Source organism: Micromonospora sp. GCM10011542, from assembly GCF_042650685.1.
Taxonomy (GTDB): domain Bacteria; phylum Actinomycetota; class Actinomycetes; order Mycobacteriales; family Micromonosporaceae; genus Micromonospora.
The window spans coordinates 180212-194012 of record NZ_JBHSBO010000061.1; the positions used below are offsets into that span (position 1 = coordinate 180212).

Genomic DNA, 13801 nt, shown 5'->3' on the forward strand with positions numbered 1-13801 from the left:
CTTGGTCACATGGCGATTCCCCTCCCTCGGCCGGCCGCGGTGGTCGGCCTGACCCGCTCCGCACTCGACCAGGCGTTCGGCTCGGCCGCCTCGTTCGCCGCCGTACCCGCCCGTGCGATGGCGGTGCTGGACGGGGTCGAGGCGCTGCTGACCCGCATCAACTCGGTGGTCGACCGGATCGAGACGACCCTGGACCGGACCGACCGGGTGCTCACCGACGCCGAGTCGGCGGTCCGCGAGGTGGCCGTGATCAGTGCCGCCGCGACCGCCGCCATCGACAACGCCACCGAGGTCGCGGCGGCGGCGGCCGTGGTGGTCGGCGAGGCGGAGCAGGTGTCGGCGGCGGCCGCCGTGGTGGTCCGGGAGGCGGACAAGGTCGCCCGCACCGCCGGCACCGTGGTGGCCGAGGCCGACGCGGTGGCCGGCCGGGCCGCCGGCACCGTGGGGACAGCGGCGGAGGCGGCGGCGACGGCGGCCGAGCTGCTGGCGGCGTACGAGCCGGCGCTGCGGCGGGCCGCCCCGATGGCCGGGCGGTTCGTCGAGCAGCTCAGCCACGAGGAGGTCACCGCGGCGATCCGCCTGGTGGACGAGTTGCCCAAGCTCAAGCAGCACCTGACCGCGGACATCCTGCCGATCCTGGCCACGCTGGACCGGGTCGGCCCCGACCTGCACGATCTGCTGGACGTCACCCGCGACCTCAAGCTGGCGGTAGCCGGCATCCCCGGGCTGGGCATGCTGCGCCGGCGCGGCGAGAAACTCACCGACGACGCCGACGTCTGAGCCCGTACCGGGCGGTCAGCAGTCGCAGGTGATCGTGGCGCGCGGCGCGGTCAGGTCGTCCACGGGCCGCCGGGTCAGCCCGGTTCCGGTGACCACCGGCAGGCCCTCGCGCACCCAGTACTCGAACCCGCCGAGCATCTCCTTGACCGGGTGACCGAGCCGGGCGAACTCCAGCGCGGCCCGGGTCGCGCCGTTGCAGCCCGGTCCCCAGCAGTAGGTGACCACGGCCGATCCGGCCGGGACCAGCCGGGCCGCCCGGGTGGCGATCTCCGCGGTGGGCAGGTGCACCGCTCCGGGCAGGTGGCCCTGCGCCCAGGCCGCTTCCCCGCGGGAGTCGACCACCACTAGCCCGGGGGTACGGGCGGACAGGTCGGCGTGCACGTCGCTGACGTCGGTCTCGAAGCTGAGTCGGGCGAGGAAGTGGGCGGCGGCGGTGGTCGGCTCGGCCGCCGGCACGGCGAAGGTGAAGGTCATGGCACCGATCCTGGTCGCACCTCCCGCTTGGCACGAGTGGCGGCAATGACGTCGTGCGCTAACATCCCGCCATGCCGACCCGTGCCGCGGCCACCTCCCCGCTACCACTCCCGGCAGCTCGACGACCGGCCGACGGCCATCGCGTCGCCGTGCTGGCGTACCCCGGGATGTCGGTGTTCGAGACCGGCATCGTCACCGAGGTGTTCGGGCTGCCCCGGCCCGAGTTCGACGTCGACTGGTACGACCTGGTGGTCTGCGCCGAGCGGCCCGGGCCGGTTCCGGTGGTCGGCGGGGCCAGCCTGCACACGCCGTACGGCCTGTCCGAGCTGGCGGCCGCGCGTACGGTGATCGTCCCCGGCGTACCGGACGTGACGGCCGACCCCTCGCCCGAGCTGGTGACCGCGCTGCGCCGGGCGCACCGGAGCGGCGCCCGGATCATGTCGATCTGCTCGGGCGCGTTCGCGCTGGCCGGTGCCGGGCTGCTGGACGGTCGACGGGCCACCACCCACTGGCGGTACGCCGAGCTGCTGGCGCACCGGTACCCGCGGGTCGACGTGGACCCGGACGTGCTCTACCTCGACGACGGCGACCTGCTCACCAGCGCCGGCAGCGCCGCCGGTCTGGACCTCTGCGTGCACGTCATCCGCCGCGACCACGGCGCGGCGATCGCCAACGCCGTCGCCCGTCGGCTGGTGATCCCGCCGCACCGTGACGGCGGGCAGGCCCAGTTCGTCGAGGCGCCGGTGACCGCCGACCCCGACGACGACCGGATCGCCGGCAGCATCGGGTGGGCGCTCGCGCACCTCGCCGATCCGCTGACCGTCGCGCGGCTGGCCGGGCAGGCGCACATGTCGCCCCGCACCTACCTGCGGCACTTCGCCCGGGCCACCGGCACCAGCCCGATCCGGTGGCTGATCGACCAGCGGGTGCGGGCCAGCCTCGCGCTGCTGGAGGAGACCGACGCTCCCGTGGAGCAGATCGCCGGGGCGGTGGGTTTCGACACCGCGGTCACCTACCGCCACCACTTCGCCCGGGTCATGTCGACGTCACCGTCGGCGTACCGGCGGGCCTTCCGCACGGGCGCGGCGAGCGGCCGGCCGGCGTAGCGAGGGGTCAGCCCGGGGCGTACAGCTCGTCGATCTCGGCGCGGCGGGGCAGGGCCACCGAGGCGCCGAGCCGGCGTACGCAGGCCGCGCCGGCCGCCGCCGCCCAGCGCACCGCGTCGACCACGTCGCGTCCCTCGCCCCAGCCGACGGCCAGGGCGGCGGTGAACGCGTCGCCGGCGGCGGTGGAGTCGACCACGTCCACCCGGACCGCGGGCACGTGCACGTCGGTGCCCTCCCGGTCGACGTACCGGGCCCCTTCGCCGCCGAGGGTGAGCACGGCGCGGGGAGCCAGGTCGAGCAGCGCCCGCGGTTCCTCCCGGCCCCGGCCGGTGAGCGCCTGCGCCTCGCCCTCGTTGACGACCAGCAGGTCCACCGCCGCGAGCAGTTCCGGCGGGACCGCCCGGGCCGGGGCGGCGTTCAGGATGACCCGGGTGCCGGCGGCCCGGGCGGCCACCGCCGCGGCGGCCACCGTCTCCACCGGGATCTCGAGCTGGGCGACCAGGACGTCCGCGCCACGGATCGTGGCCAGCTCCGCGTCGGTGAGGCCGGTGAACGAGCCGTTCGCGCCGGGGGTGACCAGGATGGCGTTCTCGCCCTCCTGGTTGACCATCACCAGCGCCACGCCGGAAGCGCCGTAGACCACCCGCAGGTGGTCGGTGTCCACACCGGCCGCCGTGATCCGGGCCCGCAGGGTGACGCCGAACGCGTCGGAGCCGATCGCGCCGAGGAAGGCACAGGACGCGCCGGCCCGGACCGCGGCGACGGCCTGGTTGGCGCCCTTGCCGCCGGGCACCATCACGAAGTCGGTGCCGAGCATGGTCTCGCCCGGCCGGGGCAGGGCGGGCGCCATGGCGACCAGGTCCATGTTGGCGCTGCCCACCACGACCACCCGGGTCTGCGACACGTCCGGTCCCTTCGGCGTCAGGCGGCGCGGGCGGTGTAGCGGTCGCCCGAGCGCTCGACCACCAGCGGCAGGCCGAAGGTCTTGGAGAGGTTGTCGCCGGTCAGCGTGTCGGCGAGCAGCCCCTGCGCGACCACGCCGCCCTCGCGCAGCAGCAGCGCGTGGGTGAACCCCGGCGGGATCTCCTCCACGTGGTGGGTGACCAGCACCAGGGCCGGGGCGTCCGGGTCGTACGCCAGCTCGGCGAGCCGGGCCACCAGGTCCTCCCGGCCGCCCAGGTCGAGCCCGGCGGCGGGCTCGTCGAGCAGCAGCAGCTCCGGGTCGGTCATCAGGGCGCGGGCGATCTGCACCCGCTTGCGCTCGCCCTCGGAGAGGGTGCCGTACCGGCGCTCGGCGAGATGGCCGATGCCGAGCTGACCCAGCAGGGCGCGGGCCCGCGCCTCGTCGCCCCGGTCGTAGCTCTCCCGCCAGCGGCCGACCACCGACCAGGCGGCGGTGACCACCACGTCGCTGACCCGCTCCTCGGGGGGCAGCCGCTCGGCCAGCGCGGCGGTGGAGAGCCCGATCCGGGTACGCAGCTCGTTGACGTCGGTGCGGCCGATCCGCTCGCCGAGCACGTGCGCGACACCGGTGGTGGGGTGCAGCCGGCCGGCGGCGAGGTTGAGCAGGGTGGTCTTGCCGGCGCCGTTCGGGCCGAGCACCACCCAGCGCTCGTCCAGCTCGACGCGCCAGGTGAGGTCGTGCAGCAGCGCGGTGTCGGAACGGCGTACCGCGACCCCGTCGAGGCTGACCACCAGATCCGGGTCCACGGGTGCGGCGTCGGGTGCGGCGCCGGCGGCGCCGGGGATCAGGTCACCAGTCACCCGACCATCCAACCACGCAGCACCGTGGTGCCCCCCATGGGCGGCGCCCCGCCCATAGGGTGAGGCGCCGTGTCGTTGGTCACCACAGCTGAAGGACGGTCCATGCCAGGACGAGGTACGGAGCCACGCGGATGAGCGCGGTCATCGAGATCGAGGGTCTGCGCAAGACCTTCGACAGCTTGCGGCACGGCCGGCGGGTGGCGGTGGACGGTTTCGACCTGCTGGTCGAGGCGGGCCAGATCCACGGTTTCCTGGGCCCGAACGGCTCCGGCAAGACCACCACCCTGCGCGCCCTGCTCGGGCTGGTCCGGGCCGACGCCGGGCGGATGACCGTGCTGGGTGAACCGTCGCCGCAGCTGCTGTCCAGGGTGGCCGGCCGGGTCGGGGCGATCGTGGAGAGCCCGCAGTTCTTCGGCAACTTCACCGCGCACCGCACGCTGCGCCTGTTGGCCCGGGCCGGCGGGGTGCCGATCTCCCGGGTGGACGACGTGCTGGACCAGGTGGGTCTGCGCGACCGGGGTCACGAGCGGGTGAAGGGCTACTCGCTGGGCATGAAGCAGCGCCTGGCGGTGGCGTCCGCCCTGTTGAAGGATCCGCGGCTGCTCATCCTGGACGAGCCGGCCAATGGTCTGGACCCGGCGGGCATCCGGGAGATGCGGGACCTGATGCGGTCGCTGGCCGCGGCCGGGGTGACGGTGCTGGTCTCCAGCCACATCCTGGGCGAGATCCAGCTGATCTGCGACCACGTCACGATCATCTCCGAGGGTCGCCGGGTGGCGGCCGGCCGGGTGGACGAGGTGCTGGCCGGCCACGACCGGCACGAGTTCCGCGTCCGGGTCGCCGAGCCGGAGCGCGCCGCGGAGCTGCTGCGCGCGGCCGAGCTGACGGCGGACGTCGACGGCGGGGCGCTGGTGGTCGGCGGCGCGACCGACCCGACCGTGATCAGCCGGGTGCTCGGTGAGCAGGGGTTGTGGGTGGGCGAGCTGAGCCCGCTGCGCCCGGATCTGGAGAGCGTCTTCCTGGAGCTGACCGGTGGCGGCGGGCACCCGTCGTTCCCGCGGCAGGTCGACGGCTCGGAGCTGGAGGCGTACGAGCCGCAGGACGGTGTGATCGATCTGGACGCCGGCACCGGCGCGAGCAGAGGGGTGGACGCGTGAACCTGGTCCGTGCCGAGTTGGAGCGGCTGACCGCGCGCCGCTTCGTGCAGCTCATGGTGGTGCTGCTGGTGCTGGCGTTCGGCGTCACCGCGGCGACCACCCTGGCCGGCTCGCACAAGCCGACCGCCGCCGAGCTGAGCGACGCCCGCGACCAGGCGGCCGACATGCGGCGGAACATGGAGTACACCTACCAGCAGTGCGTGGTGCAACGCAGCGGCGACGTGCCGTCGATCGTGGGCGGCGAGAACTTCCCCGCGGATTGTTCGGAGATCGACCCGGCCCGACAGGATCGGCTGCCGATCGCCGCCGACTTCCTTCCCGGGGTGTTCAACTTCGCCGAGCAGGCCGAGCCGCTGCTGTACTTCCTCATCGCGTTCCTGATGCTGTTCGGGTTCCTGGTGGGCGCCTCGTACATCGGCGCGGACCTCAACTCGGGCGGCGTGGTCAACCTGCTGCTCTGGCGACCGCGCCGGCTGACGGTGCTCGGCACCAAGCTCGGCACCCTGCTCGGCACCGTGCTGGTGCTGGCGCTGGCGGCCTCGGTGGTCTACCTGGCCACGTTCTGGACGATCGGGCAGACCGCGGGTATGCCCGGCCAGAAGTTGGGCGGCGACTTCTGGCGCCCGCTCGGGGACCTCTACGCCCGGGGCATGGTGCTGGTCCTGCTGGCCGCCGTGCTGGGCTTCGCCATCGCCACGCTGGGTCGGCACACCTCGGCGGCGCTCGGCGCGGTGGCCGCGTACGCGGTGCTCTGGGAACTGGGCGGCCGGCTGGTGCTGGAGATCGTCGACGCGCCGCGCCCGGATCGGCTGGTGCTGTCCACCCACATCGGGGTATGGCTCAACGGTGATGCCCAGTTCTGGGACAGCCAGCCCTGCGCCGGCGGCAACGGAGGCGGTCCCCTGTGCGAGGGGTACTACACGCTGACCTCGGGGTCGTCGCTGGTGGTGCTGCTGGTGCTGACCGGTGGGCTGACCGCGGCGGCGTTCGCCGCGTTCAATCGTCGCGACCTGATCTGAGCCGCAGTCCGGGCCGTCCGCCGTCGGGCGGGCGGCCCGGAGGCCGACACCGGGATGCGGCAAGAGCTTGCAGCCCGCCGGTCAGCAGTGAAATATTCCTTCACATGACCGATCGTGCCGCCTCCGGACCCGTCCGGGTCGGGTGGCGCGTGCGGGGCGGCCGGCCGGTCCGGGTCGGGGAAGGCGCTCCCCGGCCCACGCCGGCGGGATCAGCCGACGGTGGAGCCGAAGACCTCGTCCCGGACGGCGTCCAGCGCCGTCCGCAGCGCCCCGCGCAGGATCGGCTCCTCGGTCAGCCCGGTGGGCACCACCCGAGGGCGCACCAACGTGATCGCGGCGACCTCGTGCTGCACCCGGTCGGCCAGCGCGGCGCCGCCGGCCTGACCCACCTCACCGGCGAGCACCACCAGTGGCGGGTCGAGCACCACGCAGGTGCTCGCCACGCCGAGGGCGAGCCGGCGGGCCAGCTCGTCGAGCATCGGGCCACCGGCGGTGCCGTCGGCGACGGCAGCGCGTACCGCGTCGGCGGCGTCGGCGTCCGGGTAGCCGTGCTCGCGGGCCACCGCGCGCACCGAGTCCCCGCCGATCAGCTGCTGGAAGGCCGGCTTGGCCCGGCGGGAGACGTCGCGCGGGATGGGCGCGCCGGGCACCGGCAGGTAGCCGATCTCGCCGGCCGCGCCGCTGCTGCCGTGGTGCAACCGCCCACCCAGCATGATCGCCAGACCGACGCCGGCGCCCACCCAGACCAGCACGAAGTCGCTCAACCCCTGCGCGGCGCCGGACTGCGCCTCGGCCACCGCGGCGAGGTTGACGTCGTTCTCGAAGACCACCGGGGTGTGCAGGTCCTCGCGCAGCGCGGCGAGCAGGCCGCTGTGCCAGCGGGGCAGGTTGAAGGCGAAGGTGATGTCGCCGGTGCCGGGGTCGACCAGGCCGGGCGTGCCGAGCACGATCCGCCGTACGCTGCTCAGCTGCGCCTGGGCGCTGCTGGCGGCCTGGACCACGGCGTTGTGCACCACCCCGACCGGGTCGTCGGTGTCCCGGGTGGACTGTTCGACCCGGCCGATCACCGCGCCGGTGATGTCGGCGCACGCGGCCACCACCCGGTCCGGCCCGACGTCCACCCCGACGACGTGGGCGCTGCTCGGGCGTACCGCGTAGAGCTGGGCGTTGGGCCCGCGTCCGCCGGCCTGCTCGCCGACCCGGGTGACCAGCCCCCGCTCCTCCAGCCGCTCGACCAGCTGCGAGGCGGTCACCTTGGACAACCCGGTCAGCTCGCCGAGCCGGGCCCGGGTCAGCGGCCCCCGCTCCAGCAGCAGTTCCAGCGCCGCACGATCGTTGAGCGCCCGCAACAGACGGGGGGTGCCGGGCAGCCGGGTCGCACTCATGCCACGTCCTCTAGTTTTAGTAAACTTTGCTAACTGTAAACCGACCTGCGAACGGGTAGCCGTAGCGTATCGGCCACCCGCGCGTGCAGCGCTCGGCCAACCCGGCAGGGCGACGACCACCGCCGGTACGACGTCCGGCTCCGCCGGGCACGGAGAGGAGAAGATCACGTGGGGCTGGATCCAGGACTGCGCCGGCTCGCGCTGGGCACGCTGCTCGCCGCGTACGCCGGGCCGGTCCCGCCCGACTGGGCGGTCGACCTGGTGGCCGAGGGGCTGGCCGGGCACACCCTGTTCGGCACCAACGTGCACGACCCCGCCCAGCTGGCGGCGAGCACCGCAGCGCTGCGGGTCGGCCGGGCGGACGTGCTGATCGCCATCGACGAGGAGGGTGGCGACGTGACCCGGCTGGCACACGCCACCGGCAGCCCGTACCCCGGCAACGCCGCCCTCGGCGCGATCGGCGACGTGGCCCTCACCCGGCGGGTCTACCAGGCGATCGGCGCCGAGCTGGCGGCACTCGGCATCACCGTCAACCTGGCCCCGACGGTCGACGTCAACACCGCCGACGACAACCCCGTGATCGGCACCCGGTCCTTCGGCGCCGACCCGGTGCGGGTGGCCGCCCACTCGGCCGCCGCCGTCGCCGGGTTGCAGGCCGCCGGCGTCGCCGCCTGCGCCAAGCACTTCCCCGGCCACGGCGCGACGATCACCGACTCGCACCACGAACTGCCCACCGTGGACGTCCCGCTCGACCTGCTGCGGCGGCGGGACCTGCCGCCGTTCGCCGCCGTCATCGCGGCCGGGGCACGGGCGGTGATGACCGCGCACATCCGGGTTCCGGCGCTCACCGGCTCCGGTCCGGCCACCTTCAGCCGGGCTGTCCTGGTCGACCTGCTGCGCACCGAGTACGGCTTCACCGGCACGGTGATCACCGACGCGCTGGAGATGAAGGGCGCCGCGGTGGCCGCCGGCGGCGTCGGCCCCGCCGCGGTCCGGGCCCTGGCCGCCGGGGCCGACCTGCTCTGCATCGGCGCGCAGGTCGACGCCGAACTGGTCGAGCGGGTGGTCACGGAGATCGTCGACGCCCTCGCCGACGGCCGGCTGGACACCGCCCGGGTCGAGGAGGCGGCCGGCCGCACCGCCGCGCTCGCCGCCTGGACCCGGTCCGCCGGCGCCGCGCCGGCCGCCGGCGAGACCGACCTGGGGTACGCGGCGGCGCGCCGCGCGGTCCACGTGGACGGGGTGCTGACCGGCCTGGACCGGCCGCTGGTCGTGCAGTTGCACACCGAGTCGACAATGGCCGAGGGACGGGTGCCCTGGGGCCTCGGCCCACACCTGGTCGCGGCCGAGGAGATCCGCGTGATCGCCGCCGAGACGGATGCGGCGACCCTGCGCGGGCTCGCCGCCGGCCGGCCGATCGTCCTGGTCGGGCGGCACCTGCACCGGCTGCCCGGCGGCCCCGAGCTGGTGACCGCGCTGGCCGCCGAGCACCCGGTGACCGTCGTGGAAATGGGCTGGCCGGCGCAGTGGCGACCGGCCGGGGTACGCGCCTTCGTGACCACGTACGGCGCGAGCCACGCCAACGGCCGGGCGGCCGCCGAGGCGCTCGGGCTCGCCGGCTGACGCCGAGGCCGAACCGGCCCGGGCCGACGGGATCCACCTGACCCCACGCCTCTTGAACGTGTTCAAAAATTGCCCTACGCTGATGCCGGCCATAGTTGAACACGTTCAAAAGAGGCGTCGCATGGACACGAAGGTCTGGATGTACCTGATCTACCTCACGGTCAGCATCGGCCTGACCGTCTGGGTCGCCCGAGCGCTGGCCCGCAACGGGCAGGTCTTCCTGGAGGAGGTGTTCGCCGACGAACGACTGGCCAGGGCGGTGAACAGCCTGCTGGTGGTCGGCTTCTACCTGCTCAACCTGGGCTACGTGACGGTGGCCATGAAGCACCCCGGCGCGGTGGGTTCGACCAGTCAGGCGATGGAGGAGCTTTCCCTCAAGATCGGCCTGGTACTGCTGGTGCTCGGAGCGCTGCACTTCTTCAACGTCTTCGCACTCGGCCGTTACCGCCGCAACCGGCTCCGTCAGCTCGCCACCCACCCACCGATCGCGCCCATCGGCCGCCTGCCCATGCCGGCCGCGCCGGCCGCCGCACCCCCGCCCCGATGACCGTCCCACCGACCGCCGGCCCCGGCCAGCTCCCGGATCCCACCGCGTTCGGGGGCGGTGGGATCCGGGCCTTCACCGTTCTGTTCGACGCGCACTGCCCCCTGTGCCGGGCCGCCCGCCGCTGGCTGGCCTCGCGCGCTCAGCTCGTACCCCTGGAGTTCGTGCCGGCGGGCTCGGCCGAGGCCCGGCGGCGCTTCCCCGGCCTGGACCACGACGCGACGCTGCGCGACCTCACCGTCGTGGCCGACACCGGCGAGGTGTACGCGGGCGACGGCGCCTGGTTCGCCTGCCTCTGGGCGTTGGCCGATCACCGGTCGACAGCCGAGCGGCTGGCTCGGCCGCACCTGCTGCCCCTCGCCCGGCGGGTGGTGACCACCGCCTCGGCGCTGCGGGAACGGGTCCGCGATCACCGGGCCGAGCCGGCGGACGAGGAGGCGGGATACGGTGACCTCGATGACCGAGCAGACTGCGCCGACGACCGCTGCGGGTGAGTCGGCGCCCAGCCGGGGCGAGCAGACGCGGCAGCGGATCCTGGACACCGCGATGCGGCTGTTCCGCGAGCGCGGTTACGCCCAGACCACCATGCGGGCGATCGCCCAGGAGGCCGGGGTCGCGGTGGGCAACGCCTACTACTACTTCGGCTCAAAGGACCACCTGATCCAGGAGTTCTACGCCGACGCCCAGGTCGAGCACCGGGCCGCCGCCCGAGGAGTGCTCGACCGGGAGGAGGCCTTCGGCGCCCGGCTCGCCGGAGTCCTGCACGCCGGCATCGACGTGCTGGCCCCGTCGCACGAGTTCGCGGCCAGCTTCTTCAAGACGGCGGCGGAGCCCACCTCCCCCCTCAGCCCCTTCTCCGCGGAGTCCTCCGGCCCACGGCAGGCGGCGATCGACCTCTTCGCCGAGGTGTTGTCCGGCTCGACCGCCAAGGTCGACCCTGAACTGCGCCCACAGCTGCCCGAACTGCTCTGGCTGGCGTACATGGGCGTGGTCCTCTACTGGGTCCACGACCGGTCGCCCGAGCAGGTGAAGACGCGGCAGTTGATCGACGGCGTGGTGCCGCTGATCGACCAGTTGGTGGCGCTGTCCCGGCTGCGGTTGCTGCGCCCGGTGACCCGGCAGGTGCTCACCCTCATCCGCACGCTACGTCACTGACCCGTCTGCCACCTCGACCCGGCCCAGCCGCAGCTCAAGTCCACTATTCGACACTCCGAATGGACAGCTCGCACCTTGCCCCGAGCCTGATCGATACGTAGCGTGATCGTCAGCAGGCGGCCCGACGCAGCGCGGACCGATCGCCCGACACGGGACCTGGGGGAGGCTGCGGACCGTGGATCCAGCCCGGGATCCACGGTCCGCGCCCGCCATCGACCAGCCGTCGCGGGGCCGGTCAGCGCGGATATACCCCGTACGACCGCCAGCCCCGGTCCGGAAAACCGGCCGCCTCGGCGACCCGGGCCGAGACGACGTTGTCCCGCTCGTGCAGGTAGGTCGGCACCGCACCCTCGTCCAGCACCCGGCGGGCGGCCTGGGCCACCAGCCGTCGGGCCAGACCGCGACCACGGGCCGCCGGCACCGTGCCCACGGCCAACTCGTGCCCGTACGCGTCGTGCCGTTTGATGCCCGCCCCGGCCAGGTACTCGCCGTCGGCGCTCCAGACCACCAGCACCGGCCGGTCGAACAGCCGCAGCCAGGGCGGCAGACCGGGAACGGTCGACTCGGTCCACTCCCCCACGTCCGGCAGCGGCGCGGGGGCGAGGCTCCACCGGAACGGGCCGTCGTGCACGCACCATTCGGGCAGGCCGACGGCTGCGGGGAGCGCCGCGAGCAGCCGGTCGGGTGCCCGGCGGGCCAGGACGCGGACCTGCGCCACCCGCTCCGGCGGCACCGAGAGCACCGCGCTGCGCCCGGTGTCGACGGCCAGCGCGGGACGCAGCCGGCCGTCCCAGGCCGGTTTGACCCGTCGGTGCGAGCCGACCACGTGCAGCCCCGGCCCGGCCGGCCACTGGCCGAGCCAGGTGGCCAGGTGCAGCTGGAGCCGCCGGTCGAGCATGCGTACCTCCGGTCACCTGAGCCTCGTCGTGGATCACCGTACGCCGGGCCGACCGACCGGGCGGACGATCCCTCGGGCCGGGGGCGATCGGTCGCGCCGCCGGTGCCCGGGCGGACCGGATCGCGAGTTCGTCGATTGCGATCGGCGTCAGGCGGGTAGAGACCGGACGATCGTCAATTCGTCGCGCCACCCGGGAACCTCGGCGCATCGATCGACCGTCATATCTATTTCCATACATGGACACCTTTGTTTGGGACGGTAGGGTCATGCCGATTCAGCCGAACGACCGGTACCAGCAGGACCCCGAGCGACTCTGGCGGGTTGCGGAGACCGCCGGGCGCTTCCCGGCCCAGCCGCGCTACGCGGGCACCCGGACGGCGGGCGACACCGGTCTGCTGCCCTGGGCGGAGCTGAACGACCTGCCGGCCGGCAGGTCCAGCCGGAGCGGCTTGAACTCCCACTGACGCACCAATCCTCTAGCGCTCTTGGTGCGCCCACAGCCCGTAAACTGGTGTATCTTTCGGGTCATGACTCGCATCACCGTCGACGTGAACGACGACTGGCTGGACGCCGCACGCGAGGTGCTGGGCACCGACACCAAGGTCGCCACCATCAATGCCGCGCTGCACGCATTCGCGGTACGCCGGCAGGCCCGCGAGATCATCGCCGCATTCGACCAGGTGGAGATGGACTTCGCCGGGTCGGCTGACGCATGGCGCTACGGCGGCGGGCGCGACCTCGATACGCTCCCCGAGCAGGCGCACGATGCGGAGGCGGCCTGATGGCCGGCCACATTTACCTAGCGGATACGTCGGTCTATGTCCTGCAGGGCCGCCACGGGTCGGTCCGGCGACGATTCGAGACGCTGCTGGCCGAGGGGCGGCTGGCTGCCTGTCAGATGACCAGCCTGGAATACCTCAACAACGCACCCCACCCCAAGGGATACGAAATTCTCTGGCAGGCGCTGCGCGGGCATCGGTGGATGGACGTGACGACGGCGGTGATGGACCGCGCCCTGGTGGTCCACCGCATGCTGGCGGCCGACAGCCAGCACCGTAATTTCCGGCTGCCCGATCTGATCATCGCGGCGACCGCCGAGGAACACGGCGCGACCGTGCTGCACTACGACGCCGACTACGACCGGATCGCCGCCGTGACCGGCCAACCCACCGAGTGGGTGGCGCCGAAGGGCAGCCTCTGAGCTCACACCGGCAACGACACACCGGAGGAGGTCCAGCGGGGGCTTTCGCACACCTGTCGGGTAATTTCTTGTGTTCCGGTATCCCGGCCTACGACAGGAGAAGCTCCGCGCATGGGCAAGAAGACGATCCACGTCTCCGACTTCAGCGGCACGGTTCTGCAAAATGACGACGAGGTGGTCCGCATCGTCGTCCTGGAGCACCCTGACCTGGTCGCCGGGCCCGTGCAGTTGGACGCCACGCCGGTCGAGGTGGAGAGCATCGACGACGCCGCCCTGGACGTGGCGGTGGTCGAGATCCACGACCGGCACGGCCACGGCGAGCCGCGCCGGGTGGTGCTGACCGCCAGCGAGTTCGACGCGATGGCCACCGACGTGCCGATGGCGCAGTTGCTCCGGACCGCCGAGCGGGTCCGCCCGCCCAAGGCGCGCAAGAGCGCCGAGAAGATCGACTACGGCACGCTGGAGCACGCCGGCAAGCCGCACCGGGGGCGGGTCACCGAGGAGGAGGCCCGGCTGGTGCGCGAGCAGCTCGACGAGGTCAACAAGCGGCTCGCCGACGCGGGCGTACGCCAGATCGACCCGGCCGACCCGGAGCACGCCCTCCGGTACGGCTTCCCCACCGCCTGACCACACGACCGACACACCATCAGGGAGGCGGTGGCCTCGGGGTGACTCGAGGCCACCGCCTGCGCTGC

The 13801-nt window shown here is 73.5% G+C and carries 17 protein-coding genes; 12 read left to right on the forward strand and 5 right to left on the reverse strand.

All coding sequences use genetic code 11. The annotated features are described in order from the left end of the window. The first annotated feature begins 9 nt into the window (after positions 1 to 9). Positions 10 to 780 carry a hypothetical protein gene (locus ACFOW4_RS26310; RefSeq protein WP_377532574.1) on the forward strand — a complete coding sequence of 257 codons (771 nt, stop codon included), beginning with the start codon at positions 10 to 12 and terminating at the stop codon, positions 778 to 780. Between the two features lie 15 nt (positions 781 to 795). Here the strand turns inward: ACFOW4_RS26310 and ACFOW4_RS26315 are convergent, their stop codons facing one another. Beyond that, positions 796 to 1254, reverse strand: coding sequence for a rhodanese-like domain-containing protein (locus ACFOW4_RS26315; RefSeq protein WP_377532577.1), 459 nt, complete (start codon positions 1252 to 1254; stop codon positions 796 to 798). 71 nt (positions 1255 to 1325) lie between these two features. Here ACFOW4_RS26315 and ftrA point away from each other — a divergent pair, with 71 nt between their 5' ends. Further along, the gene (gene ftrA / locus ACFOW4_RS26320) at positions 1326 to 2360 is read left to right on the forward strand and encodes a transcriptional regulator FtrA (protein ID WP_377532580.1); all 1035 of its coding nucleotides are present in this window, start codon (positions 1326 to 1328) and stop codon (positions 2358 to 2360) included. 7 nt (positions 2361 to 2367) lie between these two features. On the opposite strand, the gene ACFOW4_RS26325 is transcribed toward ftrA, so the two are convergent. Both ACFOW4_RS26325 and ACFOW4_RS26330 read right to left on the reverse strand, forming a co-directional pair. Then, positions 2368 to 3264: a ribokinase gene (locus ACFOW4_RS26325; RefSeq protein ID WP_377532583.1), complete on the reverse strand. Its 897-nt coding sequence runs from the start codon at positions 3262 to 3264 to the stop codon at positions 2368 to 2370. A gap of 17 nt (positions 3265 to 3281) precedes the next feature. Next, positions 3282 to 4124 (reverse strand): ABC transporter ATP-binding protein, encoded by an 843-nt coding sequence (locus ACFOW4_RS26330; protein ID WP_377532586.1) that lies wholly within the window; start codon positions 4122 to 4124, stop codon positions 3282 to 3284. Between the two features lie 131 nt (positions 4125 to 4255). On the opposite strand from ACFOW4_RS26330, the gene ACFOW4_RS26335 reads away from it, so the two are divergent. Next, positions 4256 to 5281 (forward strand): ABC transporter ATP-binding protein, encoded by a 1026-nt coding sequence (locus ACFOW4_RS26335; protein WP_377532589.1) that lies wholly within the window; start codon positions 4256 to 4258, stop codon positions 5279 to 5281. Then, on the forward strand, positions 5278 to 6300 hold the full coding sequence (locus ACFOW4_RS26340; RefSeq protein ID WP_377532592.1) for an ABC transporter permease subunit: 1023 nt from the start codon (positions 5278 to 5280) through the stop codon (positions 6298 to 6300). The genes ACFOW4_RS26335 and ACFOW4_RS26340 overlap by 4 nt, the downstream gene beginning before the upstream one ends. 209 nt (positions 6301 to 6509) lie before the next feature. Here ACFOW4_RS26340 and ACFOW4_RS26345 read toward each other — a convergent pair whose 3' ends face one another. Further along, on the reverse strand, positions 6510 to 7685 hold the full coding sequence (locus ACFOW4_RS26345) for an ROK family protein (protein ID WP_377532595.1): 1176 nt from the start codon (positions 7683 to 7685) through the stop codon (positions 6510 to 6512). Positions 7686 to 7853: 168 nt separating this feature from the next. Here ACFOW4_RS26345 and ACFOW4_RS26350 point away from each other — a divergent pair, with 168 nt between their 5' ends. The 4 genes from ACFOW4_RS26350 to ACFOW4_RS26365 all read left to right on the forward strand — a co-directional run bounded on the left by ACFOW4_RS26350 (position 7854) and on the right by ACFOW4_RS26365 (position 11007). Further along, positions 7854 to 9308: a glycoside hydrolase family 3 N-terminal domain-containing protein gene (locus tag ACFOW4_RS26350; protein WP_377532597.1), complete on the forward strand. Its 1455-nt coding sequence runs from the start codon at positions 7854 to 7856 to the stop codon at positions 9306 to 9308. Positions 9309 to 9429: 121 nt separating this feature from the next. Next, complete coding sequence (locus tag ACFOW4_RS26355) at positions 9430 to 9855, forward strand: hypothetical protein (protein ID WP_377532599.1); 426 nt, start codon at positions 9430 to 9432, stop codon at positions 9853 to 9855. Further along, positions 9852 to 10346, forward strand: coding sequence for a thiol-disulfide oxidoreductase DCC family protein (locus tag ACFOW4_RS26360; RefSeq protein ID WP_377532602.1), 495 nt, complete (start codon positions 9852 to 9854; stop codon positions 10344 to 10346). The genes ACFOW4_RS26355 and ACFOW4_RS26360 overlap by 4 nt, the downstream gene beginning before the upstream one ends. After that, positions 10309 to 11007, forward strand: a complete 699-nt coding sequence (locus tag ACFOW4_RS26365; protein WP_377532605.1) for a TetR family transcriptional regulator — start codon at positions 10309 to 10311, stop codon at positions 11005 to 11007. Before ACFOW4_RS26360 ends, ACFOW4_RS26365 begins: the two co-directional genes overlap by 38 nt. Positions 11008 to 11242: 235 nt before the next feature. Here the strand turns inward: ACFOW4_RS26365 and ACFOW4_RS26370 are convergent, their stop codons facing one another. Next, positions 11243 to 11905, reverse strand: a complete 663-nt coding sequence (locus ACFOW4_RS26370; protein WP_377532608.1) for a GNAT family N-acetyltransferase — start codon at positions 11903 to 11905, stop codon at positions 11243 to 11245. 266 nt (positions 11906 to 12171) lie between these two features. Here ACFOW4_RS26370 and ACFOW4_RS26375 point away from each other — a divergent pair, with 266 nt between their 5' ends. The 4 genes from ACFOW4_RS26375 (at position 12172) to ACFOW4_RS26390 (ending at position 13733) form a co-directional block, all read left to right on the forward strand. Next, positions 12172 to 12369: a DNA repair protein gene (locus ACFOW4_RS26375; protein WP_377532610.1), complete on the forward strand. Its 198-nt coding sequence runs from the start codon at positions 12172 to 12174 to the stop codon at positions 12367 to 12369. Between the two features lie 63 nt (positions 12370 to 12432). Next, on the forward strand, positions 12433 to 12687 hold the full coding sequence (locus tag ACFOW4_RS26380) for a type II toxin-antitoxin system VapB family antitoxin (protein ID WP_377532613.1): 255 nt from the start codon (positions 12433 to 12435) through the stop codon (positions 12685 to 12687). Further along, positions 12687 to 13106 carry a PIN domain nuclease gene (locus ACFOW4_RS26385; RefSeq protein ID WP_377532616.1) on the forward strand — a complete coding sequence of 140 codons (420 nt, stop codon included), beginning with the start codon at positions 12687 to 12689 and terminating at the stop codon, positions 13104 to 13106. Before ACFOW4_RS26380 ends, ACFOW4_RS26385 begins: the two co-directional genes overlap by 1 nt. Before the next feature lie 111 nt (positions 13107 to 13217). Beyond that, positions 13218 to 13733, forward strand: a complete 516-nt coding sequence (locus ACFOW4_RS26390; RefSeq protein WP_377532619.1) for a hypothetical protein — start codon at positions 13218 to 13220, stop codon at positions 13731 to 13733. Positions 13734 to 13801: the final 68 nt, after the last annotated feature.

What these genes read in the sequence shown, in the direction of transcription:
- ACFOW4_RS26315 (WP_377532577.1), bottom strand. Translation starts at nt 1,254, where the DNA reads ATGACCTTCACCTTCGCCGTGCCGGCGGCCGAGCCGACCACCGCCGCC.
- ACFOW4_RS26380 (WP_377532613.1), top strand. Translation starts at nt 12,433, where the DNA reads ATGACTCGCATCACCGTCGACGTGAACGACGACTGGCTGGACGCCGCA.
- ACFOW4_RS26345 (WP_377532595.1), bottom strand. Translation starts at nt 7,685, where the DNA reads ATGAGTGCGACCCGGCTGCCCGGCACCCCCCGTCTGTTGCGGGCGCTC.
- ACFOW4_RS26390 (WP_377532619.1), top strand. Translation starts at nt 13,218, where the DNA reads ATGGGCAAGAAGACGATCCACGTCTCCGACTTCAGCGGCACGGTTCTG.
- ACFOW4_RS26375 (WP_377532610.1), top strand. Translation starts at nt 12,172, where the DNA reads ATGCCGATTCAGCCGAACGACCGGTACCAGCAGGACCCCGAGCGACTC.
- ACFOW4_RS26310 (WP_377532574.1), top strand. Translation starts at nt 10, where the DNA reads ATGGCGATTCCCCTCCCTCGGCCGGCCGCGGTGGTCGGCCTGACCCGC.
- ACFOW4_RS26355 (WP_377532599.1), top strand. Translation starts at nt 9,430, where the DNA reads ATGGACACGAAGGTCTGGATGTACCTGATCTACCTCACGGTCAGCATC.
- ACFOW4_RS26335 (WP_377532589.1), top strand. Translation starts at nt 4,256, where the DNA reads ATGAGCGCGGTCATCGAGATCGAGGGTCTGCGCAAGACCTTCGACAGC.
- ACFOW4_RS26385 (WP_377532616.1), top strand. Translation starts at nt 12,687, where the DNA reads ATGGCCGGCCACATTTACCTAGCGGATACGTCGGTCTATGTCCTGCAG.
- ACFOW4_RS26370 (WP_377532608.1), bottom strand. Translation starts at nt 11,905, where the DNA reads ATGCTCGACCGGCGGCTCCAGCTGCACCTGGCCACCTGGCTCGGCCAG.
- ACFOW4_RS26360 (WP_377532602.1), top strand. Translation starts at nt 9,852, where the DNA reads ATGACCGTCCCACCGACCGCCGGCCCCGGCCAGCTCCCGGATCCCACC.
- ftrA (WP_377532580.1), top strand. Translation starts at nt 1,326, where the DNA reads ATGCCGACCCGTGCCGCGGCCACCTCCCCGCTACCACTCCCGGCAGCT.
- ACFOW4_RS26365 (WP_377532605.1), top strand. Translation starts at nt 10,309, where the DNA reads ATGACCGAGCAGACTGCGCCGACGACCGCTGCGGGTGAGTCGGCGCCC.